The following is a 23,219-nucleotide window of genomic DNA, read 5'->3' as shown; positions in this document are numbered from 1 at the left end:
AAAGATTATTTAAACACACGCCAAATGGCAAGTAAGCTTGAAAGTGCAATTAATACGATGGAAACATACCATGGCGCAATTATCGCGATGGAGAGGAAGATGGCCATAATACTGCCAAAAACCCAACTACGTTTTTGCTGATGTTCCATTTGCAAGCGCATGCTTTGCAGTTCATTCAGTTGTTTGGCATGCCAAGCCGACTGATTTTTTAAACCATTCAGGCTGTCGATCATCAGCGTTGGTAAATCTTGCGCACCTAAAAGTAAGTCTGGAATTTTTTGCCCGAGTTCTTTTAAGTTTTTCTGCGGATTCATTTGCGCTTTAATCCAATCGGTGAGGATTGGTTTTGCCAAACTCCAAATATCCAATTCAGGATAGAGATCAGTTCCTAAACCTTCAACATGGACCAAGGTCTTGAGCAGCAACATCAATTGTGGCGGAATCTCTAAATGGAAACGACGCGCAATATCCATCACTTGAATCAGGATGCCGGCGAAGTCCAATTCATGCATTGGTTTAGAGACCATTGGGCCAACAGTGCGACGCATTTCACGCGCCAAAGCATCTTGGTCTGTGCCCGGTGGAATCCAGCCCGCTTGGTGCACAATCTGAATCAGCTGCATAAAGTCGCTGTTCATAACAGCGAGCAACATACGTGCAACAGTCATCTGGTCATGCTTCGACAGCTCGCCCATAATCGCGCAGTCCAAGGCAATAAAGCGTGGATTGCTTGGATTAATGGTTTCGACGAAGACATTCCCCGGATGCATGTCTGCATGGAAGAAGTTGTCGCGGAACACTTGGGTAAAGAAAATGGTGAGCCCTTTTTCGGCTAAATCTTTACGATCCATGCCCAAGCGATCAAAGGTCGCAATATCTGAAATTGGTACACCCGTAATACGCTCTTCGACCATGACATCACGGCTGTCCATATAGACTTCAGGCACGTACATCATGCTTGAACCGGTGAAGTAATGACGCATACGACGCGTGTTATCCGCTTCTAAAGTCAAATCCAATTCATTGAGAATAATTTGACGGTAGTCTTGAATAATTTCAGACAGATGCAGGGCACGAGCGGCTTCTAGGCGTTTTTCAAGGAACTGACCAAGCCACTCTAATATTTCAAAATCATGCAGAATTTGATTGCGAATATTCGGGCGAGTCACTTTCACTACGACTTCGCGACCATCATGCAGTGCAGCAGTATGCACTTGTGCGATAGATGCTGCGGCTAAAGGCTGCTCGTCAAAGCGTGCAAATAAGGTATTAACATCGGCTTTGAGTGATTCCTGAATGCGCATTTTGGCAACGTCATTTGAAAAAGGTTTTACACGGTCTTGTAAAAGCACCAATTGCTGTAAAACTTCAGGTGGAATCAAGTCACGACGGGTAGACAGTAATTGACCGAGTTTAATGGCCAAAGGTCCCATATCTTCTAAAGCTTGTTTTAGCTTCAGTGGATTTTTACGTTCTTTGCTTAAACGTGCTGCAGGATGTATACGAATGAGGGAAAGAATATGACGGGCTTTTTCCGGTAATTCTTCCGCAGGAAACAACGTGTCGAGTCTATAGTGCGCAGCAATGCGCCAAAGGTCGAGTAAACGTGAAACGTGCGGAATCATATATGCAATTACCTAGTCTTAAGTGTTGTCTTGTAATGAGTCAATTTGGCTGTGCAGCTGCTGAATTTTTGCTTCTGCACGGTCCAGATTTTGATTCAAAATTCGGGTGTCTTGATTCAGGTCATCCATTTGCCAGCGTGGGGCAAGCAAGCCTGAATCTTCTTTTAACGCATCTTCAGCAAAGAACAAATGGCTTTGTAAAGTACGTTTGAGATGTTTGGGTGCAAGTTGTAACTTACCAATTTCATGCGCAAGGCTTGGCCCAATCCAAGGGCTTAGATGCGAAGCTAAATCGGGCTCAGCTTGCTGCATAATGCGCTGGATATCCTGCAATAAGTGATAATCACCTTGCAATGGGATATTGCCAACATCTTCAGCCAACAGCAGTTTAAGGAGCTCGACGACTGTTTTGACATGTAAGGTCGCCGTTGCTTCAGTTATGTTTGAATGCTGTTCGAAAGGGCGTTGCTCAAAGATGGATGCAGTTTCAGTATGTCCTGTTGGCGTCGGTTCTAAGCGAACTTTCTGATCGTCAAAAAACACATCCACCGACAATTGTGGTGAGTCGATCACCACACGAAGCATTTTGCCTTGCAATTCATTCAGTTGGATGCGAGTAATAGCATCCAAATCAATGACATGATGAATTAAGCGTTCAACTGCACCAAGTGCGAGAATCGACCACATAGTTCAGCCTGCAGTATTAAAGTTTGAAACCACGGTGTACAGCTACGATACCACCCGTTAAGTTGTGGTAATCACAGTTTTGGAAGCCGGCATTTTCCATCATACCTTTAAGCGTACGTTGGTCTGGGTGCATACGAATCGATTCTGCAAGGTATTTATAGCTTTCAGAGTCATTCGCTACGATTTTACCCATGATCGGTAATGCAGTGAATGAGTACAAATCATACAGTTTTGAGAATGGTTCAAATACCGGTTTAGAGAATTCTAAAATCAGTAAACGACCACCTGGCTTAAGTACGCGGTACATTGCAGCTAGTGCAGCATCTTTGTCAGTCACGTTGCGTAGACCAAATGAAATGGTCAATAGGTCAAAACTGTTGTCAGCAAAAGGTTCTAAAGTTTCAGCATTGGCCAAAACGAAATCGACATTGGTACAACCAGCATCAATTAGGCGGTCACGACCGACATTGAGCATCGATTCATTAATGTCTGAAAGCACCACATGACCAGTCGGGCCAACTTCACGGCTGAACACTTTGGCAAGGTCGCCTGTACCGCCTGCAATATCAAGCACGTGTTGACCGCGACGTACGCCTGACATGTTAATGGCAAAGCGTTTCCATAGACGGTGAATACCAAATGACATTAAATCATTCATGATGTCGTATTTTGCAGCCACTGAGTGGAAGACTTCCGCTACTTTTTGCGCTTTATCTTCGCTGCTCACGGTTTGATAACCAAAGTGCGTGGTTGCTCCAACGTTACCAGTATTCGCGCCACGTGGCAGATTATATTTGGGTACTGAACCTGTCACAGGTGTGTCGGTCAGACGTTGTTCTAAAGATTGTTGCTGACCTTGCGCTGTCCCTTGTGGTAAAGGCTCAGTTAAGAATGGACTCACTTTGTCTGTATTTTGTGCCGACTCAGGTGTAGGGGCAGGCGTTTGATTCTCGTTAGACATTAGAGTCACTCCTAACTTATAAATAGGGTTAATGTTGCTTTGCAAGCATGATGACAGATTCTCTGTTGTTATACAGCAGTCATTTGCATTTGTTGTGAATAATATACAGAAAAAATAAGGGTCTGCTGTAATTGCTTTGCAAATCCCCTATAAAAAATCTGAATTCAGTCTTGCAAGCCCAGTTTGTTTTATATCAAACACGGGCTTTATGGGATGTGAGTTTTGTTAAGCCGCAGGCTGAAACGGGTTCGGGTCTCCGGCATGTACACGGTCAACGATTTTGCGTTCTACAGCGGTAAATTCGCGGACAAATTTTTCTGCTGACTTGAGCGGTTTCATTGCCAAGAAGCCATCTTGCATAAAGTCGTACATTACTTCGAAATTGTATTTGTTTGCTGCGCCCTTACACATTTTAAATGCGGTATAGACCATAAATGAGCGCATGTATTTATCTAAATTGCGGCCTAAATCGTCCAGCAGTTGCAGCTGCAACATGCGGTCTTTACCTTGATCGAGCTTGAGATAGGTCTGACGCATCATTTCATCGGTCAGGGTTGGATTATTTGGATAATCTTGCAGTAATTGAATGGCCACTTGTTCATCAAGCTGTACGGCTAAAATGGCAAGTTGAACGCCCGAAGTACCAGTCTTTATGGCATTGTCTGGAATCAATTTTTCAGCTTTGTGTGCATAGCGCGTGAGACGAGCAATTTGTGCTGCTAATGCATCAAAATCAGGACCGCCATATAAACGATTAATAAAATATTCAGACATCAGCACATTGTGTTTTTCAGCAAATTGTACGGCATGTGTGCGTTGCATACGTTGTTTTTGCCACTGCTGGACATCTTGTAAACGCTGTAAAATTTCTGGCTTTTTGTGGTAGTTCAACTGGTAATACAGTTCAAGTAAATCATCTAATACTGCAAGTTTGGACATTGAGTGTCTCAATTATTTTTTAGATGTTTGAATCTTAGTGGGTGTTGGAGCTTAGGGCTATGACAAAGTGACGAAATTACAGGTCAATCTGAGTCAGTTTGTTGCAGAAACGGTCATATTTTCCATTTCAGCATATACATGAAAGCATTGTTGTGGGGTGAAGGGCATGGTTATACTCAAAACAGAATAAAACCAAGGGTCCGCCATGAGCTTAAAAGAAACAGAATTTCAATTGATGGATGAAGAACAACTCTCGGTTGAGCTGATTGAAGCGCAGTATCAACTGAAAAATACCAGCCGTCAGCCCAATGCCAAAAGCATGTTGATTTTAGTGAGTGGAATCGAGCTTGCGGGTAAGGGAGAGGCTGTCAAACAGCTCCGCGAATGGGTCGATCCACGCTACTTAAGGGTGAAAGCGGATGCCCCGATCATGTTTAATCAAAAACAAACGTTTTGGCAGTCTTATGCACGGTTTATTCCTGCCGAAGGGCAAATCATGGTGATGTTTGGAAACTGGTACAGTGATTTGCTCAGTACCGCCATGCATGTGTCGAAGCCTTTGGATGAAACCTTATTTGATGAATATGTCGAGAACATGCGAGCCTATGAACAAGACCTAAAAAATAATCATGTCGATGTGATTAAGGTCTGGTTCGATTTATCTTGGAAATCCTTACAAAAGCGCTTGGATGAAATGGACCCGAGTGAAGCGCGTTGGCATAAATTGCATGGTTTAGATTGGCGCAATAAAAAACAATATGACAACCTACAACGTTTACGTCAGCGTTTTAGTCATGACTGGGTCATCATCGACTGTGAAGATGAGCAAGTCCGTGATCAACAATTTGCACAGCATATTTTACGCACTTTAAAACATTGTCCAGCACATGAAACCAAAGCGGTGGGGCGCTGGAAACAAGCCAAAACACCACAGGCGTTATTGGAACCCAGCACTGTCGTGGCTGATGAGGCTGATTATAAAAAAGAATTAAAAAAATTAAGCCGCAAGGTGGCTGAAGCTTTACGTTTTGATTCACGCAATGTGGTGATCGTCTTTGAAGGAATGGATGCCGCAGGAAAGGGCGGGGCAATTAAACGCATCGTCAAAAAGTTGGACCCACGCGAATATGAAATTCATACCATTGCAGCACCCGAAAAATATGAGCTACGCCGTCCATACTTATGGCGCTTTTGGAATAAAATTCTCCCTGAAGAAAAGATCACGATTTTTGACCGCAGTTGGTATGGTCGCGTTTTGGTTGAGAGAATTGAAGGCTTTGCCAATACGGTTGAATGGCAGAGAGCCTATGATGAAATCAACCGTTTTGAAAAGGACTTATATGACAGTCAAACGGTTGTCATCAAGTTCTGGTTAGCCATTGGAAAGGATGAGCAAGCTGCACGGTTTAAAGCCCGAGAAGAAACCGCGCATAAGCGTTTTAAAATTACTCCAGATGACTGGCGGAATCGTGACCGTTGGGATGATTATCTCAAAGCTGCCGCAGATATGTTGCAACGCACGGATACAGAATATGCGCCGTGGCATGTGATCGCCACCAATGACAAGCACAGTGCGCGCTTACAAGTGCTAGAGACGATCTTGGCGCAATTGAAAGCAGATTAAATGCATGAAAAAAGCCACGATATTCGTGGCTTTTTTCATTTTCAAAACTAGCTCATTTTCAGATTTACTTAATCTTCAGATCTATGGTTTAGATCACTTTGATTATTAAATCTTATAGATTTGCTAGACATCGCTCCGTTAACCATTGTTCGGCGTTGGGACAGGTTGGTTCGGAAATTTCTGTTGAATACGCTTCGCCAATTGGTAGCTTTCTTCCACATGGGTTTCAGCGACTTTTTTCATCACGATATAACCCAAACTGGCTGCCACCAATTGTCCACCTAGCGGAATAAATTTGGTCACTTGTTTGGTAATATATTTTGCCGCAATGTTATTCAGCGATTTTTTCATCGCGGTTCGTGCAACCACTAAGCCAGAAAATTCGACACCACGTTTACGCAGTTCCGTCCAATGAATCTGTTTGGTTTTCGGGTCATACACACTAATTTGATCTGGCGCTAAACCAAAACGCGCATTAATTTCTGGAATGAGCTGCGACAAAATTCCGACGTCAATCACCACATCCAAAAATGGCACAGGAATAATGGCTGCACCTGCTGAAAAATAAGCACGTTTTTTCACAAGCTCTAAGCATTCAGCGCGAATAATTTCCAGATTTAAGTTAGGGTCGATGGAATCAGGAATGTTATCAATTTTCATAAGCAGATACCCTTGATACTGGATTGGTTTTTTTCTCATAAAATATCATTAAGATACTTGTTTAAAAGCATTTTTTGCAATCTATTCTCTTGTCAAAGTCGCATAGACAGCCCAAGATGTATAGTAAATAATCATTGTTGTTTTGTAGTAGTTGGTCACTCAGGCTGTAAAGGTAATCCATGGCAATACATGTAATTCAAAGTCAACGAATCGAAGTTTTGGTGGATTGTCTAATCGAAAAATTGAAATCGAATCAATCGACCAATGCTTTGTCCGTCTTGCAAGAACGACATATCGTGGTGCCCGATCAAGCCATTGCTGCATGGTTAGAAAAACAAATTGCTGAAAAAATCAGTATTAGTGCCAATATTAAGCATCATCGTAAAATTTTAGGGTTGCAGTGGAAAGCCTACGATTGGGCCTTGCCGAATAAACAAGACCGAGAGCGGATTAAAGGTATCAACATGCCGCCGTTGATTATGCAATGGCGTATTTATAATGCTTTAGCGGTTTTTATTGCAGCTGATCAGTTTGATGCAGCACAGATTCCGACAGATGTTCAGCCCTTAGTTCAGCGTATTTTTGACAGCACAGCACAGCTCTCAGATCGAAAAAAACGTGAGCAAAAGCGGCAAGAAATGTTGTACTGGATCGCTGCTCAAGTCACTCGGCTTTTTACCAACTACATGGCCTTTCGTGGCAGTTGTATTCATACCCCAGATGAAGGTGTTGAGCACTGGATTTGTCCACATTGCGATACCGATTGGTTGAAGGCGTGGAGTCACAATCAGCCTTTAAATATCATGCAACTCACAGGTCTGAAACCTGAACAAGCCGATGAATATCTACCGACGCAGGCTCGACAACTGGAGCATTGGCAGCGTTGGTTATGGCATCAAGTATTCCAAAAAGACTTTAATGACCGTCAGGAAATAGACAATAAATTTTGGTTTGCCTTGGCGCGTGCTGAGCAAAATCGGCAGCAGCAGTTTGATTTGGATGCTGAGGATGATGAACGCGATGATGATGAGCGTCATCAAACCTATAACGGTTTGCCTGAACAAATTTTTGTTTTTACGACCTTAGAATTACCACCTGCACAACTGAAATTTTTATATCGCTTGGCGGCGTATACCAAAGTACATTTGTTGTATTTCAACCCATCGCGTGAGTATTGGGCAGACATGGTCGATCCAGTTTGGAAAGATCGTTATAACTTGAAATTACAACAGCGTTATATTGAGCGAAATCCCAATGTCAGCACAGCGCAAATTCAGGCCTATCTGAGTACGACCAATGCCGAATTTCGTGAATCACAGCATTCACTACTGACGCGTTTAGGCAAGCGTGCGCGGGATAACTTTGCATTATTGGTGAATATGTCTGGTGGCGAAGGCTGGGAAGATATTTTTCCAGACACCGAGCCGACAACACTGCTCGCTCAAATTCAATATGACATCATGACCTTAGAAGAACCCAAGCAGCATCAATATGCACTTGCGGGCTCAGATGAATCGATTCAATTTCATGTCTGTCATTCTAGCCTGCGTCAATTAGAGGTTTTACGTGAGCAGTTGGTACATTGGTTGGCCGAGGGCACGGAACAGGAGCCACGCCATCCGAGTGATATCTTGGTCTTGGTGCCAAATTTAAAAGAGCTTGAACCGCATATTCGGACGGTCTTTTCGACGACTCGTGGCATGGGACGCAGTGCGGTGGATTTACCTTATATCCCAGTCAAAATTGCAGGGGTGGTCAGCCAAGATATTCAAAATGCATGGCAAGCTTTCGTTGGACGCATTGAAATTAGCCAAGGTCGTTTTACCGCAGAAGATTTTCATGATTGGCTGAATTTGAATGCGGTGCAAGAACTGTATCAGCTCGACCATGTGCAAATGGAACGTATGATGGAACTGCTGATTCAAGCTGGTTTCCGTCGTGGTTTAGACGAACAGCACATGTTGGCTTATTTGTCCGAGCAAGACCGAGATTATCGTTATACCTTTAAATTTGCATTAGACCGTTTGGCTTTAGGGATTGCGATTCCACAACATGCCGTATTTGAGGACACGTTAAGTTTTGCAGGGGTGTTGAGTAGTGATTTTGAGTTGGTTCAAACTTTAATTCAGATCTACCGAGATATCAGTGCGCGTCGAGATTGGCTCAATCCGAATCTCAGCACACAGACTGTCAAAGTGTGGTTGCAACAATTAGATGCAGATTTAAAGCCTTTTGTGGAAGCCAGTGGTCGAGCATTTGAAACCATTCGCAGTGTGATGCGTGCGATGACGCAACGTCTGCACAATGCTCAAAGTGATAAAGTTGAGTCGCTCCCAAACAGCTTTAATTTGCCATTATCTTTGCTGCTCAAAGAAATACAACAAGGCATCGATAGCTCTGCCGATCAGATCGAACCGACAGGATCCGTGACCTTTGCGGACATGGGGAAAATCCGCCAAGTCCCATTTTCATTGGTGGTGTTGATGAACATGGATAGTGGTAAGTTTCCACGTCGTGATCAGCAAGTGCCTTTTGATTTAATGGATGTGTTTAAACCGGTATTGGGTGATCGCTCACGTTTGGAAGATGATAAAGGTGCATTTTTAGATGCCTTGTTATTTGCCCGACAGTCCTTGTGGATTTTCTATAATGGCTTTGATGTCAATGATGGTGAAAGTCGTGAGCCATCATCCGTGATTTATGAATTTAGCCAATTCCTCGCACGGATGATTCAGCCGCAGCAATTGAACCAACCACATGATGCCATGCTGGATTTGGATGGCTTACGCATTCCACAGCAGCTCGAGCCGCTATACCATATTTATCCTTTGCAGCCATTTGACCCGATGGGTTTTCAGCAGTCGAAAAACCTACGATATAAAGATCAATGGTTTGCTGTGGCGGAACATATTTTAGATCAGTCTGGTCAACGCCAATCGTGGATTAACCGTGATTATCCTGTGCATGATGAACAAGAAGTACGGGTTTTGGATGGTCAGGAATGGATTAAAGATGTGGTGTTTCCAGCTCGTGCATATTTGAAAACGCTTGGCGTGGCCAGTGTCTATACAGGTGACCAATTACCACAGCAAGAGCCTTTATTGCTCGACCGTTTACAGCAATATCATGTCCGTGACTTATTGCAAAAGCATTATGTGCAACCTGCCTCTCGTGTCCATCAAGCTGAGGATCAGAACTCTACGACTCCAACTGAACCGGATATGGCCTTGTTCCAAGATGTACTGCCTGTGGGACATAGTCAAATAGCGACTTGGAAGCTCAGTTTGCAAGAGCAGGCACAGTTATTAGAGCGTTTGGATGGACGCCGTGTAACCGCGACCACCTTACAAAACTTACAGCTTGAACCGCATTTGATACTGAGTATCACCGTGCCTGAAGACTCTCAGAGTATGCATTGGTTAAGCTGTATGGCGTCTGGGGCAAAGCCTAAGCGTCAGACGCAAACCTGGCTCGAATATCTGCTGTGGTTGAGCTATTTAGACTTAGGCGATGAGGGCGCGACGTATCGTCGTGAAGTGATTTGTAATGATAAAAGCATAGTCTGTTGTGGATTAAGCTCTGCACAAGCCAAGCTGCAGCTCAGTGAATGGGTGGCGATGTGGAAACATGCACAAAAACGTCCTGTGGTGCTGCCTGCTGCCTTAATTCGCCAAGAAAAATGCACTTGGGTGGAGAATGAAACAGGCCAGCTCATGCCAGATAATTTTGCAAAGCTTCAAGAGGAATGGCTGAAAAATCATAGTTTTGGTGGAGTGGAGTTGGAGTCGAATGAAGCCAATAGCCACCATCGTGATTGGAGCTTTATTTTACAGCAACAAGCGGCAGATGAGCTTCTGGCATTGTCCTGTCGTTATTATGCAGAACGTTTATATCATGTGATGGATACCGAGGCGGATGACGGCCTAAAAAAACTCAATGTCATCAAGCCTGAGGTGAAAAAATGAATATGCCACAGCAAACGATGAAAATGTCCACCAACCCGATTGCAGACATGAGCTTTACCGGACTGCACTGGATTGAAGCCTCTGCGGGTACTGGGAAAACCTATACGCTTTCCAGTCTGATGGTGCGGATTTTTCTCGATCGCTATATGCCAAATCAGGTCATTGCCACCACCTTTACACGTAAAGCCACAGCGGAACTCAAAGCGCGGGTACGACTGCGGATTGAAGAAACCCGTGACTTTATTTATGGCCTGCTCGCGGCACCTCAAAATGAGTTGGCCGAACTTCAGCAAAGTTTGAGTGACCCTTTGTATCAGCAAGTGCTAAAAGATCATGGGCATCATTTAGATTATGCTTACAATCGTCTGAACGTGGTCTTACAACAATATGAAGAACTCTTTGTCGGAACTTTAGACAGCTTTAGTCAAAAGTTATTACGTGAATTTGCCTTTGAAAGTGGTCGTATTGAACAGGTACAAATCAGTGATGATGAAGACCTACATATTGAACGGATCATTCATGATTTATTAAGAGATTGGATTCAGCAGCAGCCTGCACATTTGATTGAATATTTGATGTTGAATCATCAGTTAAAAGGCCCTGAATACTATCTGGGCGTGGTAAAGGAAAGTCTAAACTTCCCATCGGTGGATTTACGTGTCCCTGAATTACCCGAAAATGCTTTGGCGCATTTTGAAGCGATGTGTCATCAGCTTGCGCAAATGCTGCCTGCCGCTCGTGTAGAGCTTGCGGCGTGTTTTGATGCTGCAAGTCATTATAAAAACCTGGTGGACGCTCGACGTTTTAATAAAGGGGCATTCTTTGTCACCTTTACCACACGCATTCCCGAGTTATTACAGCACTTTGAAGCTGCGGGTAGCCAAGGGGTTTTGACTCAGTCCGACGTGTTACAGCCGACGATGAAAGCCATCCGTTCATTATTTTATGATCCGAATAAAACTGAATTTAAGCCACGTGTCTTTAAAGACAAAGTCGTTGAAGAGCAGCCGGATGTCTCAATAGCGTTTTATCAACATGCTTTTGTTCAACAACTCCGAGCGGTGCTCAGCGCTTATGAACATATCAATCAAGCAGAACAATACCTGAATTTTTATTTGGCGCAGGAAGCTAAAAAGCGTTTGCCTCAAGTGTTGTCTCACGCAGGGGAAACCACCTTTTCACAACAAATTCGGACTTTATCGGAAGCCTTACAGCAAAGTTCAGCAGCAGGGAAAGACAGTTTTGCTGCCCATGTTTTGGCACGATATCCGCTGATTTTAGTCGATGAATTTCAAGACACCAACCAAGATCAAGATGACATGCTGTCTAGCATTTGGCGGGTCAAGGAGCGCTTACATCAGGGTTGTATGATTATGGTCGGCGACCCCAAACAGGCGATTTATGGGTTCCGTGGCGGTGACATGCTGACCTATCGTAAAGCGCGTCATGATATTCAAACCAAGGGTGGACGTTGTTATACCTTGAACAAAAACCATCGTTCAGTCAAAAACTTGGTTGAAGTGGTGGATGCCTTGTTTCATCGGCAAACGGACTTTGGTGAGCATGTTGAATACACCCCGATTCAAGCAGGTGAGCGTGAGCATCCGCCGTTGATTGATCATGATCAAGTCAATCCACAACCGCTGCGTTGGTTGGCTTTGGATGAAACGCTAAATGAAGCTGAGCAAGTGGCTTGGCAGATTCAGTCATTACTCAACCAAGCGCAGCAAGGACATTTATATTTTCAAGACAACAATACCCAGCGAGCACTGACAGCAAACGATATTGCGGTCTTGGGGCAAAACCATTTCGACTTAGAGCAAGTGCAACAATGTTTATTGCAGCTCGGCGTTCCTTGTTATAAAGCATCTCGGGACAGTGTCTATAAAAGTTCCGTCGCACAAGATGTAGCCGCTTTGCTGACCGCGATTTTGAATCCCTATCAAGAAGCCAAGGTGAAACGTGCGCTGCTGAGCCGTTTATTGGGTTTTGATCTGAAACAACTGGTCGCACTCGAACAGCAAGCGGATGGACTCAGCGACATCATCGAAAAACTCGAACAGATTCGACAAATTTGGAATGAGCAAGGATTCCGCAGCGCGTGGAATAGCTGCATGACGGTCTTTCAGGTGTGGACGCGTTTGGTGGCTGGGCAAAGTCGAGATAATGAACGCACAGTGGTGAATTTACGCCATATCGCAGAATTATTAAGTCAGCAAAGTGAACATTACACAGGTGTACATAAGCTTTATCAATGGTTTATTCGCCAAATCAATTTAGGCATCAATAATGAAAGTACCCAAGAGCGAAAATTGACTGGGCAATTGGGGGTGCAACTGATGACGATTCATGCATCCAAAGGCTTAGAATTTGGTTGTGTGTTTTTATTGGGAGCAAATGCGGGCTTAAGTGAAAAAGGCAATTTGAATTTTTCCCTTAAAGACAATCAGCAAAAAAGCCTTGGGTTAGAACGTGTGATTGCCGTGAAGTCTTCGGACTTACCCGAAGATGATATTCAACAAAATGATGCGCGCAATGAAGCAGAGCATCATCGCTTGTGGTACGTGGCGTTGACCCGTGCCAGTTATCGTGTCTATGCCGTGCTACGTCATCATGAAGTAGAAAAGAAACAAATGGCAGAAGCGCGTTCAGGACTGACTTTTTGGCGTGGAAGCGAACCTGATCTGTTCCAACATGCAGAAAGTGTGGATGCTGATGTTTTGCGTGCAGCACCACCAATTTTGACTCAGACTCAGGTTGAAACTGTTGTATTAGACGCGGAAGAAATTCCCAACAGCCATTTTTATCCACGGGAAACCACCAGTTTTACCGCGCTCACGCGTACGGCACATAAGACACATATACAACGTGACCAACTGGCAGCGGCAATGAACGAACAGGAAGACAGTGCTGCCGATGAAGTTGAACAGCTTGAAATCGTTGAAGCAGAAACGGCAGAGAAAATAAGCTGGATTAAACGGCATTTTCCAAAGGGAACCAAGCCCGGAAGTTTCTTGCATAAATTGATGGAAAAAGTTCGATTTAGCACCCCAGAAGAGAAGTTGGCCAAAGCCATCGCATCACGTTTTCATAGTGATGTTGAGTTTGATTCGCCGCAAATGTTGCAAAACTTAATGAAACAGTTCGGGCAAACGGCAAACCCTGAGCAAGATGAAGCTGAACTGATTGAAGAAATGCGGGAATGGTACAGTCAAATTATTCATACACCATTGCATGATGGTTTTAGCTTGCATCAGTTAAACGATGGCGAATATCGTTCGGAAATGGATTTTCATTTGAGTATGGCAGATCGTGCATTAGCGATACGTAAAATACGCATGCTATTTGAAAGCCTAAAAGAGCCAGATTTACAAATACAAGATTTGAATGATGTGTTTACAGCACGCTATCTGACGGGGTCGATTGACTTGGTGTATTTTGATGGTCAGCGCTATCACATTGCCGATTATAAAAGTAATTTCTTAGGCGATCAGACCGCACATTATGATCATGCCTATATTCGAGAAAGTATGAGTCATTCCAGTTACTGGTTGCAGGCTGCATTATATTTGGTGGCCCTGCATCGTTATTTGAAAGCCGTGATGAAAGACTATGATATGACGCAGCATTTGGGTGGGGCGAGTTATCTGTATCTTCGTGGTATGGATGGACAGTCCGATCGTGGAGTATATCACTGGAAGCCGGCGGATACATTCATTCAAAACCTCGATGCAATATTGAGCGAAAAGGTTGTGGCTAAAACGTGAAAAAGCACGAAAAAGATAAAAATATTCACGCTGAAACAATAAGTTGCTTTGTGGATAAGTTTGAGGATAACTGTGTGGAAAATGATCAAAAAGCCTTGTCAGCACAGCCTTTGCACGCGGGACAAGAAAACACTGTAGAAATGCAGGTTTTAGTTACCCAAAATCCCCAAGAAACTGCTGATTTAGATGCGGTTTTGCCGGATTGGATTGACTATTTAATCCAACATTATTTACCCAATCAGGTCAGTCATCCTGCTGCAAATCAGTTAATTCAACAATTGATGCAAGCCGTGGAAAAAGGCGACAGTTGTATTTTGGCCGAAAATGTACAGATTCAATGTTTGGCTCAGATGGTTCAGCTTGAGCAAGCTGAAAAAACGCCGGTTGCGCCTTTTGTATTTGATTCACAGCGACTGTATCTCTATCGCTATTGGGCACTAGAAAATGCTTTAGCCAAGCAAGTTGCACGTTTAAAACAGCAAATAAAGCAAGATCTTAATCAAACGCAGATGCTTAATATTGAAAAGGATTTACTGACCGATCCCCATCAGATCCAAGCACTGCACATGGTGTGTCAGCACAATTTTAATATCATTACCGGTGGGCCTGGGACAGGTAAAACTTATACCTTGGCTCGGATTATTGCCGTGTTGAATGAGCAAAATCCAAATTTAAGAATTGCGATGGCAGCGCCGACAGGAAAAGCGGCGCAGCGAATGGAAGAAGCCTTACAAGCAGCGTTTAAAGATCCTGCATTGCAGCATTATTCGATTATTCACAAACATTTGAAACCCGTAACTTTGCATCGTCTATTGGGTTTAGGGACGCGCGCTATCCCGCGGTTTAATGAGCGCCAACGCTTACCCTATGACGTCATTGTGGTCGATGAAGCCTCCATGTTGGATTTAAGTTTGGCGCAGATGCTATTCGCGGCAATCCCTCAACACAGCAAGCTGATTCTCTTAGGGGATGCAGAACAGTTGGCTTCGGTCGATGTTGGCGCTGTTTTGGCCAACCTTCAGGATGTCGATGCCTTACAAGCCAACCGTACCCATTTACAGACCAGCCGCCGTTTTGTACAGGGTGCAGCCATTGGTGAGTTTGCTCGTTTTATTCAACAACAAGAACAACAGCAAACAACCACTGAAGTTCTGGCGAAATTCGAACATCAGGTGGTATCTGCATCCGAACTTCAGCCGATTCAACTGACACCGAATATGAGCGATGTGATTCAGTTGCAATATCTCCCCGACGCTACGAACAGTGCGGCACATTGGGCAAAATATTATGATCAACTGATGTATGGTTTTCAGCCCTATGTGGCATGGTTAAAACAATGGCCAGAGCAACCCGCTGAATATGCAAATTGGTCAGCCCAATTGATTCGCTATTTTGATGATTATCGGATTCTATCGGCCATTCGACATGGAAAATTAGGCTTACACGAACTCAATCAGCAGATTGAACTTCGGGTCTTAAATACCTTGGGTGTGTTGAAACAAGGGGATTGGTATGTCGGTCGTCCAGTCATGATGACCTATAACGATTATCAACTTGGACTATCAAATGGTGATATCGGGATTTGCTTAAAACGACCGATGACGGAAAAGTCGCAGTTTGAGGTTTATTTTCCAAGTTTGGATAAATGGGTGGTGGCAACACGGTTACCTAAAAGTATAGAAACCGCCTATGCCTTGACCATACATAAGTCTCAAGGTTCTGAATTTACCCATACGGCGGTAGTTTTGGAAAATCATGCTACCGAAATGATGAGTAAAGAGCTGATTTATACCGCCATCACTCGTGCCAAAAAAGTGGTGAGTTTGCTTGTTGCAAAAGATGCATTGGCAAAAGCGCTTATAAAAAGAACAGCGCGAGTTAGTGGTCTGTTAGAAAAAATTAACAATCACCTACCTTTGTAAAGCCTAGGCAAAATGTACCGTATTTTGTAAGAAATGGCTTACATCGATTCAGGAGATTTGCGCATAGAGCTTTTTAGAGCTTTTTGAGAAGATGACTTCACAGAAAAAGAACTCAACACGGATGGTTGAGTAAAATCGCAAAAGTATAAGAATAACGTCAAAAGACAGCGAACTTACAGTGAAGTAAGGAAATAGGAAACTTACAGCCGCTAAGCCTTGTAGTTTTGGGAGAGACTACAGGGCTTTTTTATGTCTGGAAAATAAGAAATACCTATACGCTGTAACAGAAAAGAAATTAACTGATGTACGAAAAAGCTTACATATAGATACGAAAAATACGACTTTTATCTAATAGCCGTTGTGGCAAAATCTACCACATAAGGAAGTGCAAGTTAAAACATGGAATGTTTGACATAAGGACGCGGAAAAGCGCCACATAAAACAATAAATAATAAAACAATAACTAAAAAAGAAGAAACTACAGCGCAAAAAAGCCCGAGCCTAGCTCGGGCTTTTTTTTAATCATTCCACTTTGAGTTTTGCATGCTAAACATCGAGTGGCAAAATATATCAAAAATAAGTTTAAAATTCATTCAATAATATGGAATTCAATGTGTTGGAAATATGCAGTTTTGTGTCGTATAGAGTGTCGAAGCATATAAAAAATTTATAATGGAATCGAGAGGAAAAATAAGGCGTTATTGTCATTAAGAAAACCTGACGAAGTCGGCTATCTCTTTTTGCAATTGGGACGATTTTCCCTTAATATAATGCACTTGCTGTAGTGATGCACGGCAGTCAGCTGATTTATTGGTTGATTCGTATCAAAAGTTAACTTTATAAGCATCTCGGAGAAATCGAATGGCTTTAACAAACGCAGATCGCGCAGAGATCATTGCAAAATTCGCTCGCGCTGAAAACGACACTGGTTCACCAGAAGTTCAAGTAGCTCTTTTAACTGCTCAAATCAATGATTTACAAGGTCACTTCAAAGAGCACAAACACGACCACCATAGCCGTCGCGGTCTTATCCGTATGGTTAACCAACGTCGTAAGCTTCTTGACTACCTTAAAGGTAAAGACGCTACTCGTTACAGCGCATTGATTGCTGCTTTAGGTTTACGTCGTTAATTCGATTTAAACTTTTATTTTCGGACTATTGCATGCTTAGTGCTGTATTACTGAAAACTAAAGTCTATCCAACCTTGGTTGGATAATGGGGAAGGGGCGTTGATTCGCTCCTTCTTTGTGTCTCAAATTAGTATTTTTAATTAATGTTTTTAATATCTAGTGAGGTCGGCTTCTAAGCTTTGTCATTTATGTTGCAGCGTTTGGGGCGTTGAGTGAATGCCAAACCTTAGGGGTCTCCACTAGAATAATTGTTCACAAGAACTAGGAAAAAATAAAACATGTCGATGTTTAATATTATTCGTAAAGAATTCCAATACGGTCAGCATCAAGTTGTCCTAGAAACAGGTCGTGTTGCGCGTCAAGCGAACACTGTAATCATCACTATGGGTGGTGTACAAGTTCTTGTTGCCGTTGTTGCTCAACCAACAGCGAAAGCAGGTCAAGACTTCTTCCCATTGACTGTTAACTACCAAGAAAAACAATATGCTGCAGGTCGTATCCCGGGCGGTTACGGTAAACGTGAAGGCCGCGCGTCTGAAGCTGAAACTCTTATTTCACGCTTAATCGACCGTCCAATCCGTCCGTTGTTCCCAGAAGGTTACTACAACGAAATCCAAGTGACTGCGACTGTGATTTCTTCTGACAAAACGATGGATGCTGACATTGCTGCAATGTTAGGTACATCTGCTGCACTTGCAATTGCGGGTACGCCTTTCCGTGGTCCAATCGGTGGTGCGCGCGTTGGTTTAATCAACGGTGAATACATCCTTAACCCGAACCACGAACAGCTTAAAGAATCTGACCTTGACCTTGTGGTTGCAGGTACAGAATCTGCAGTATTGATGGTTGAATCAGAAGCGAAAGAACTTTCTGAAGACCAAATGCTTGGCGCTGTATTGTTCGGTCATGACGAAATGCAAATCGCGATCCAAGCGATTAAAGAATTTGCTGCGGCTGCTGGTGCAACAGAGTCTACTTGGACTGCACCTGCGAAAAACGAAGACCTTCGTGCAAAATTAAAAGAAGCGTTTGAAGCGAAAATCTCTGAAGCATACACAATCGCTGTTAAACACGATCGTTATGCAGCACTTGATGCGCTTCAAGCTGAAGCTGTTGCTCAATTTGTTCCAGAAGAAGACGTTGACGGTATCGCTGACGACTTAGCTGAATTATTCGAAGACCTGAAATACCGTACAGTACGTGACAACATCTTGTCAGGTAAACCACGTATTGATGGCCGTGATACTAAAACAGTTCGTGCGCTTGACGTACAAGTTGGCGTGTTAGACCGTGCTCACGGTTCTGCATTATTCACACGTGGTGAAACTCAGGCGTTGGTAACAACAACTTTGGGTAATACACGTGATGCGTTAATGGTAGATACATTAGCGGGTACGAAAACTGACAACTTCATGTTGCACTACAACTTCCCTGCATACTCTGTAGGTGAAACTGGTCGTGAATCTGGTCCTAAACGTCGTGAAATCGGTCACGGTCGTTTAGCGCGTCGTGGTGTACAAGCTGTACTTCCAGCAGCTGACCGCTTCCCGTACGTGATCCGTATCGTATCGGACATCACTGAATCTAACGGTTCATCTTCAATGGCTTCTGTATGTGGTGCTTCTCTATCACTTATGGACGCAGGTGTTCCACTTAAAGCGCCAGTTGCGGGTATCGCAATGGGTCTAGTCAAAGAAGGCGAGCGTTTCGCAGTTCTTTCTGACATCTTGGGTGACGAAGACCACCTTGGCGACATGGACTTTAAAGTAGCAGGTTCTGCAAACGGTATTACTGCACTTCAAATGGACATCAAGATCGAAGGTATTACTGAAGAGATCATGGAAGTTGCATTGAACCAAGCGTATGCAGGTCGTATGCACATCTTAAATGCAATGAACCAAGTAATTTCACGCGCTCGTCCTGAAATCTCTATGCACGCGCCTACATTCCAAGTGATCAACATCAACCCTGATAAGATCCGTGATGTGATTGGTAAAGGTGGCGCAACGATTCGTGCGATCACTGAAGAAACTAAAGCAGCAATCGATATCGAAGATAACGGTACAGTTCGCGTATTTGGTGAAACTAAAGCGGCTGCTTCAGCTGCTGTTGCGAAAATCCAAGCGCTTACTGCTGAAATCGAACCAGGTACAATCTACACTGGTAAAGTGATTCGTATCGTTGAATTTGGTGCGTTTGTAAACATCCTTCCAGGTACTGATGGCTTACTTCATATCTCTCAAATTTCTAACGAACGCATTGCGAACGTTTCAGACGTATTATCTGAAGGTCAAGAGATCAAAGTACAAGTTGCTGATGTCGACAACCGCGGTCGTATCAAATTAACCATGAAAGACATCGAACAAGCTTAATGGTTTGTTGATTCACAGGGTTTCGGCTCTGTGAATGGATTCTAAAAAGCCTTGAGTGCAGTCAGAGTATGAACTTTGACTTGCTCAAGGCTTTTTTTATGGCATCATGAAAAAGTAAACACAATAATAAATGAGATATGCAAACCTATTATTTTTTTCAGCATCCAACAGCCGCGCATATCTATGTGCAAGACCAAGTGCAATGTGAGCATTATCCTGAACTTGAGCCTGAGTTTATTTGGATTGATTGTACCCGTGAAGATGTCGTCAACCGCCCAGAGCAGTGGCAGAGTGATATTTTTCAGGCATCAGATCTACGGGTCAATGAATACCATCTGCGGGATATTTTAAATTTAGAGCATCCGTGTGCCTTTGACACACTCGATGATTATGATTTATTAATTTTTAGAAAAATGGTCACACCCGATGACCAAATTGTTGCAGGTGCAGAAGCTCTTGAAAAGCATGAGCGGGTCTTTGGTTTGGCGACCACCCCGATCAGTTTTTTGATCACGCCCCAAGTGCTGATCACGGTGCGCGAAAAAGGCAACAAAGCCATTGAAAGTTATATCCAACGGATTGAAACTTTAATTTCTCGTCCGATTGATGAACAAAATAAACCACGAAAATTAGCCATTACACCCTTAGATTTGGCATTGCGCTTACTGAATAATATGGTAGATGGATACTTGGATTTACGTGTTCCTTTGACCCGCCGTGTCGAGTTTTGGCAGCGAGAATTGCTGCAAGGGCATCGGCGTTTTACCAAGTGGCATCAACTGTTGCAGGAAAATATGGCCTTTCAGCAAGTGGAAAACTTGTGTGAAGAGCAAATTGAAGCCTTGCAAGAACTGCGTGATGAAGTTGTGGATAATTACCCGCATTTGAAAGGCAAAAAGCGCAGTGAAAAGCAGGATATCATGCTGGTTCGCGTAGATGATTTAACTAGCCATATCGAACGCATTCAAAAACACACCACACGATTACGCAGTGCCGTGCAGGCCGCCATTGATCTGCATTTTTCAGCCGTTGCCAACCAAACCAATGAAAATATGCGTATTTTAGCGATTATTACGGCGATTTTCGCACCATTAACCTTATTAACTGGTATATACGGTATGAACTTTGAGTTTATTCCCGGACTCAAATCGCCAACCGGTTTTTGGATCATGCTTGGTATCATGTTGATTACCACGATTTTACTGCTGTATTATTTTTATCGACGGCATTTGGTGGGGCGTGGCGAAAAAAGTGTGATTGATATGCTGGCACAGCAACATGGCGATCAACACATGAATTTGTTTTGGTTTATGGATTATGAACCAATTAAACAAACGGTGAAGGGCACAGTCAAAGGTACGGTTAAAACTATGAAAGAAATTGAGAAGCTGACGAAACTCAAATAGTTCGCGTTAGCTTCTCTGATGGATGGGTCTGCTTTAAATCCTTTGATAACTTCGAGACTCACCAAGGGTGCATATTTGAGTTTGCCTTTGCGTTTTAAGCACACTTCGACCAAGGGCTTGTACGGCATTGGGCGTATTGCAGTAAGTGTTCCACTATACGTCCCGTCGGCATTTTTGACGATGGTCACATCACCGCGTGAATATCCTGTTTGGTCATCCATGGTTTTTCAAATACTCGTTTATCACTGGCATGTAATAGACTACTGAAACTGAGTAATGCCACCCAATAGGACATGATGCATGTGCATGATGAATCCTTTGTCATGATGTAATTGTTTTACATTTTGTTTTTTAAAGAATCTGCAGTACAACGCGATTTGACCGATCCTTATGGTCTTAGCAATTCAATTGCTTAGCCTCGTGGGTTGTACTGCGAACGACATGCATCATGAAAATTCCCCTATACGAGTCGATATCTCAAGATATATCATCATTTTCATTACTTTTCAGTAAGCGATAAATTTCATCTTTTAGCTTTAATTTCTTACGCTTAATGGTCTCAATATCTGTGTTGTAGTGATTAACAGGATCTAATTCCAATTGAATGATTTCGCGATCCAACTCATCATGTTCTTCAAAGATCCGCGCAAAATGCGGATTTTCATCACGTAACTGAGTGACCAAATCACGGTACTCAGGAAACATGTTTTTGACTTTTTTATTGCGATCTCGTGTTTTCATGGTTGTCGATCATTTCCTCTACAAGAAAAAAGAAAAACGCCCTGCAGGACAGAGCGTTCACGAATACATTTAGTGCGAATGAAGCTGTTGGTGTTTCACTTGGCGACGTAGTTGTTGGACTTCATCAATTAGGTCGAGCATCATGGCGACCGCAGTAAAACTGGCATCGAAATCTCGTTGAAGCCGATAGGCACGCCGTGCGCGAGATATATCATCGCCAAAAAATTGATGAATTCTGTCTTCTGAACGGCTAGGCAGAATATCGTATTCGAGTAGTTGCAGAACCCATTCTGGACTTTGCCCACAGGCAGAGGCAAAGTGTTGTAGATCAAAACTACTTTTTTCGTCTACGATTTCAGTCTGTTTACATCCGTCACAGACAATTTCACGATAATGAATTGTTGTCATGGTGCTCTCCTTAAGACTGTCGTGGATTAAATGACGGAAAAGCTTGAGCAAAAGCCGCATAAGCTTGTTGCTCTTGTTCTGTGTGTGCAGCTGGTATCACTATATTTAAAATCAGGTAAAGCTGTCCGGGTGTTTTGTTTGGTATCCCTTTGTCCTTTAATCGTAGCTGCTGTCCAGTACGCGCATTTTTAGGAATCTGTAGCTCTAATGTTTTGCCATCAGGACTGGTAAATGCAATTTTTTGACCCAATGCGGCTTCCCAAGGACTGATATTCAGTTGTTGGAAAATATCAGCACCTTCTACACGGGTTTGCTCGGTTTGTTTATACAAAATTTCAATGTATAAATCACCAGCAGCTCCACCGTTATAGCCAGCTTGCCCTTGGCCCGAGAGTCGAATTTGTTGACCTGATTTCATGCCTGCAGGAATTTTGACTTGTAGGGTTTTACGTTGAACTTCAGGCTCACCATGGGGGTTGAGGCTTGGAATCTGCAAGGTGATATTCTGCGTTGCACCATGAAATGCGATTTCTAAATCCACTTCTAAACTGGCGTGTTGGTCTTCACCACGGAAGCTCTTGGTTTGGCGGTTTGCACGTTGATACTGATAGTCACCGCCACCAAAGCCTTGCCCAAAACGACCAAACAAGTCTTCAAATCCACTAAAGTCCGCATGCTGACCATCAGTCGTCGATTGGCGATAAAACTGAGATTGGTCAAAACCACCTTGGTTGCCAGCATTAAACCCAGAAAATCCTTGTGGATGATCGAGTTCAAAATCGTATTGTTTTTTCTTTTCGGCATCACTCAAGGTGTCGTATGCAACATTAATCGCTTGCATACGCGCTTCAGCATCAGCCTCTTTACTGACGTCAGGGTGATATTTACGCGCCAATTTTCGATAGGCTTTTTTAATTTGATCTGCCGAAGCATCTCGGGCGATCCCTAAAGTTTGATAGTGATTGTCTGGCATACTCTCTGTATAAATATTGATCATGTTTAAATCAATAT

At 43.3% G+C, this 23,219-nt stretch carries 15 protein-coding genes; 7 read left to right on the top strand and 8 right to left on the bottom strand.

Annotation, left to right across the window (positions count from 1 at the left end; genetic code table 11):
• Nucleotides 1–5: 5 nt before the first annotated feature.
• The 4 genes from FTU06_RS13120 to FTU06_RS13105 form a co-directional block, all read right to left on the bottom strand.
• Nucleotides 6–1,625 (bottom strand): AarF/ABC1/UbiB kinase family protein, encoded by a 1,620-nt coding sequence (locus tag FTU06_RS13120; RefSeq protein WP_180123782.1) that lies wholly within the window; start codon nucleotides 1,623–1,625, stop codon nucleotides 6–8.
• Between the two features lie 18 nt (nucleotides 1,626–1,643).
• Nucleotides 1,644–2,312, bottom strand: a complete 669-nt coding sequence (locus tag FTU06_RS13115) for an SCP2 domain-containing protein (protein WP_180147084.1) — start codon at nucleotides 2,310–2,312, stop codon at nucleotides 1,644–1,646.
• 16 nt (nucleotides 2,313–2,328) lie between these two features.
• Nucleotides 2,329–3,273, bottom strand: coding sequence for a bifunctional demethylmenaquinone methyltransferase/2-methoxy-6-polyprenyl-1,4-benzoquinol methylase UbiE (gene ubiE, locus FTU06_RS13110; protein ID WP_078189802.1), 945 nt, complete (start codon nucleotides 3,271–3,273; stop codon nucleotides 2,329–2,331).
• 225 nt (nucleotides 3,274–3,498) lie between these two features.
• Nucleotides 3,499–4,212: a hypothetical protein gene (locus FTU06_RS13105; protein WP_180147081.1), complete on the bottom strand. Its 714-nt coding sequence runs from the start codon at nucleotides 4,210–4,212 to the stop codon at nucleotides 3,499–3,501.
• A 205-nt stretch (nucleotides 4,213–4,417) separates the two neighbouring features.
• Between FTU06_RS13105 and FTU06_RS13100 the strand changes: the two genes are divergently transcribed.
• On the top strand, nucleotides 4,418–5,836 hold the full coding sequence (locus tag FTU06_RS13100; RefSeq protein WP_180007071.1) for a phosphate--AMP phosphotransferase: 1,419 nt from the start codon (nucleotides 4,418–4,420) through the stop codon (nucleotides 5,834–5,836).
• 138 nt (nucleotides 5,837–5,974) lie between these two features.
• Here FTU06_RS13100 and FTU06_RS13095 read toward each other — a convergent pair whose 3' ends face one another.
• Entirely contained in the window at nucleotides 5,975–6,496 is a 522-nt protein-coding gene (locus FTU06_RS13095; RefSeq protein WP_180007073.1) for a hypothetical protein, read from the bottom strand.
• A 179-nt stretch (nucleotides 6,497–6,675) separates the two neighbouring features.
• Here FTU06_RS13095 and FTU06_RS13090 point away from each other — a divergent pair, with 179 nt between their 5' ends.
• The 6 genes from FTU06_RS13090 (at nucleotide 6,676) to FTU06_RS13065 (ending at nucleotide 21,059) form a co-directional block, all read left to right on the top strand.
• A complete protein-coding gene (locus tag FTU06_RS13090; protein WP_180147078.1) occupies nucleotides 6,676–10,461 on the top strand; it encodes an exodeoxyribonuclease V subunit gamma in 3,786 nt (1,261 codons plus the stop codon).
• A complete protein-coding gene (locus FTU06_RS13085) occupies nucleotides 10,458–14,228 on the top strand; it encodes a UvrD-helicase domain-containing protein (protein ID WP_180147076.1) in 3,771 nt (1,256 codons plus the stop codon). Before FTU06_RS13090 ends, FTU06_RS13085 begins: the two co-directional genes overlap by 4 nt.
• 140 nt (nucleotides 14,229–14,368) lie before the next feature.
• The gene (gene recD, locus FTU06_RS13080) at nucleotides 14,369–16,150 is read left to right on the top strand and encodes an exodeoxyribonuclease V subunit alpha (RefSeq protein WP_180147121.1); all 1,782 of its coding nucleotides are present in this window, start codon (nucleotides 14,369–14,371) and stop codon (nucleotides 16,148–16,150) included.
• Between the two features lie 861 nt (nucleotides 16,151–17,011).
• Complete coding sequence (gene rpsO, locus FTU06_RS13075; protein ID WP_067761248.1) at nucleotides 17,012–17,281, top strand: 30S ribosomal protein S15; 270 nt, start codon at nucleotides 17,012–17,014, stop codon at nucleotides 17,279–17,281.
• 284 nt (nucleotides 17,282–17,565) lie between these two features.
• Nucleotides 17,566–19,653 (top strand): polyribonucleotide nucleotidyltransferase, encoded by a 2,088-nt coding sequence (gene pnp / locus FTU06_RS13070; RefSeq protein ID WP_171262611.1) that lies wholly within the window; start codon nucleotides 17,566–17,568, stop codon nucleotides 19,651–19,653.
• Between the two features lie 137 nt (nucleotides 19,654–19,790).
• Nucleotides 19,791–21,059 carry a magnesium transporter CorA family protein gene (locus FTU06_RS13065; RefSeq protein WP_180022601.1) on the top strand — a complete coding sequence of 423 codons (1,269 nt, stop codon included), beginning with the start codon at nucleotides 19,791–19,793 and terminating at the stop codon, nucleotides 21,057–21,059.
• Between the two features lie 477 nt (nucleotides 21,060–21,536).
• Here FTU06_RS13065 and FTU06_RS13060 read toward each other — a convergent pair whose 3' ends face one another.
• The 3 genes from FTU06_RS13060 to FTU06_RS13050 form a co-directional block, all read right to left on the bottom strand.
• Complete coding sequence (locus tag FTU06_RS13060; RefSeq protein ID WP_180147073.1) at nucleotides 21,537–21,800, bottom strand: YdcH family protein; 264 nt, start codon at nucleotides 21,798–21,800, stop codon at nucleotides 21,537–21,539.
• A gap of 69 nt (nucleotides 21,801–21,869) precedes the next feature.
• Entirely contained in the window at nucleotides 21,870–22,208 is a 339-nt protein-coding gene (locus FTU06_RS13055) for a chaperone modulator CbpM (protein WP_078189792.1), read from the bottom strand.
• A 10-nt stretch (nucleotides 22,209–22,218) separates the two neighbouring features.
• A complete protein-coding gene (locus FTU06_RS13050; protein ID WP_180147119.1) occupies nucleotides 22,219–23,181 on the bottom strand; it encodes a DnaJ C-terminal domain-containing protein in 963 nt (320 codons plus the stop codon).
• Nucleotides 23,182–23,219: the final 38 nt, after the last annotated feature.

It is taken from the genome of Acinetobacter sp. YH12052, assembly GCF_013419835.1.
GTDB classification, from domain to species: domain Bacteria; phylum Pseudomonadota; class Gammaproteobacteria; order Pseudomonadales; family Moraxellaceae; genus Acinetobacter; species Acinetobacter amyesii.
The sequence above is the reverse complement of the archived record's forward strand: the minus strand, read 5'-3'. Positions and strand labels throughout refer to the sequence as shown.

Coding starts and splice junctions, on each gene's coding strand:
- FTU06_RS13120 (WP_180123782.1), bottom strand. CDS start 1,625: ATGATTCCGCACGTTTCACGTTTACTCGACCTTTGGCGCATTGCTGCG.
- FTU06_RS13115 (WP_180147084.1), bottom strand. CDS start 2,312: ATGTGGTCGATTCTCGCACTTGGTGCAGTTGAACGCTTAATTCATCAT.
- ubiE (WP_078189802.1), bottom strand. CDS start 3,273: ATGTCTAACGAGAATCAAACGCCTGCCCCTACACCTGAGTCGGCACAA.
- FTU06_RS13105 (WP_180147081.1), bottom strand. CDS start 4,212: ATGTCCAAACTTGCAGTATTAGATGATTTACTTGAACTGTATTACCAG.
- FTU06_RS13100 (WP_180007071.1), top strand. CDS start 4,418: ATGAGCTTAAAAGAAACAGAATTTCAATTGATGGATGAAGAACAACTC.
- FTU06_RS13095 (WP_180007073.1), bottom strand. CDS start 6,496: ATGAAAATTGATAACATTCCTGATTCCATCGACCCTAACTTAAATCTG.
- FTU06_RS13090 (WP_180147078.1), top strand. CDS start 6,676: ATGGCAATACATGTAATTCAAAGTCAACGAATCGAAGTTTTGGTGGAT.
- FTU06_RS13085 (WP_180147076.1), top strand. CDS start 10,458: ATGAATATGCCACAGCAAACGATGAAAATGTCCACCAACCCGATTGCA.
- recD (WP_180147121.1), top strand. CDS start 14,369: ATGCAGGTTTTAGTTACCCAAAATCCCCAAGAAACTGCTGATTTAGAT.
- rpsO (WP_067761248.1), top strand. CDS start 17,012: ATGGCTTTAACAAACGCAGATCGCGCAGAGATCATTGCAAAATTCGCT.
- pnp (WP_171262611.1), top strand. CDS start 17,566: ATGTTTAATATTATTCGTAAAGAATTCCAATACGGTCAGCATCAAGTT.
- FTU06_RS13065 (WP_180022601.1), top strand. CDS start 19,791: ATGCAAACCTATTATTTTTTTCAGCATCCAACAGCCGCGCATATCTAT.
- FTU06_RS13060 (WP_180147073.1), bottom strand. CDS start 21,800: ATGAAAACACGAGATCGCAATAAAAAAGTCAAAAACATGTTTCCTGAG.
- FTU06_RS13055 (WP_078189792.1), bottom strand. CDS start 22,208: ATGACAACAATTCATTATCGTGAAATTGTCTGTGACGGATGTAAACAG.
- FTU06_RS13050 (WP_180147119.1), bottom strand. CDS start 23,181: ATGCCAGACAATCACTATCAAACTTTAGGGATCGCCCGAGATGCTTCG.